Source organism: Candidatus Cardinium hertigii, from assembly GCF_050864855.1.
Lineage (GTDB): Bacteria > Bacteroidota > Bacteroidia > Cytophagales > Amoebophilaceae > Cardinium > Cardinium hertigii_C.
Genome location: NZ_JBOZWW010000016.1, coordinates 1 through 407, shown reverse-complemented (window position 1 = coordinate 407; position 407 = coordinate 1). Strand labels below are relative to the sequence as shown.

The following is a 407-nucleotide window of genomic DNA, read 5'->3' as shown; positions in this document are numbered from 1 at the left end:
ACTACAAAAGCATCTAGTCATGATGGTGCCCATTTACCTATATTATTGGATAAAGTATCTCTAAAAGCAGGAAGCAGGCTCTATGGAGATAAAGGCTATAGCGGTTTGCCCAACGAAACTTTACTAAAAAACAAGAAATTAAAATCAGCTATTCAAAAGAAAGGTAATAGAAATCATCCCTTATCACCTGCTGCTAAACGGTTTAATAAATTGGTATCTAAGACGCGATATAAAGTAGAAAGGGTATTTGGAAGTATTAAGAGGTGGTTCCGTAGTGGAGGGACTAGGTATATAGGCCTTGATAAAACGCATACGCAACATGTTATGGAAGCTATAGCCTATAATTTATATAGAGCTCCAAATATCATTTTAAAGGGTTTTTAGGGGGATGGTATATCTAAAATATA

General features: G+C 35.1%; 1 protein-coding gene. It reads left to right on the top strand.

Features of this window, described 5'->3' with window-relative positions:
- Positions 1-384, top strand: a 384-nt coding sequence (locus tag ACRRVB_RS00705; protein ID WP_432466103.1) for a transposase, incomplete at its 5' end; no start/stop codon positions are given.
- Positions 385-407 lie beyond the last annotated feature (23 nt).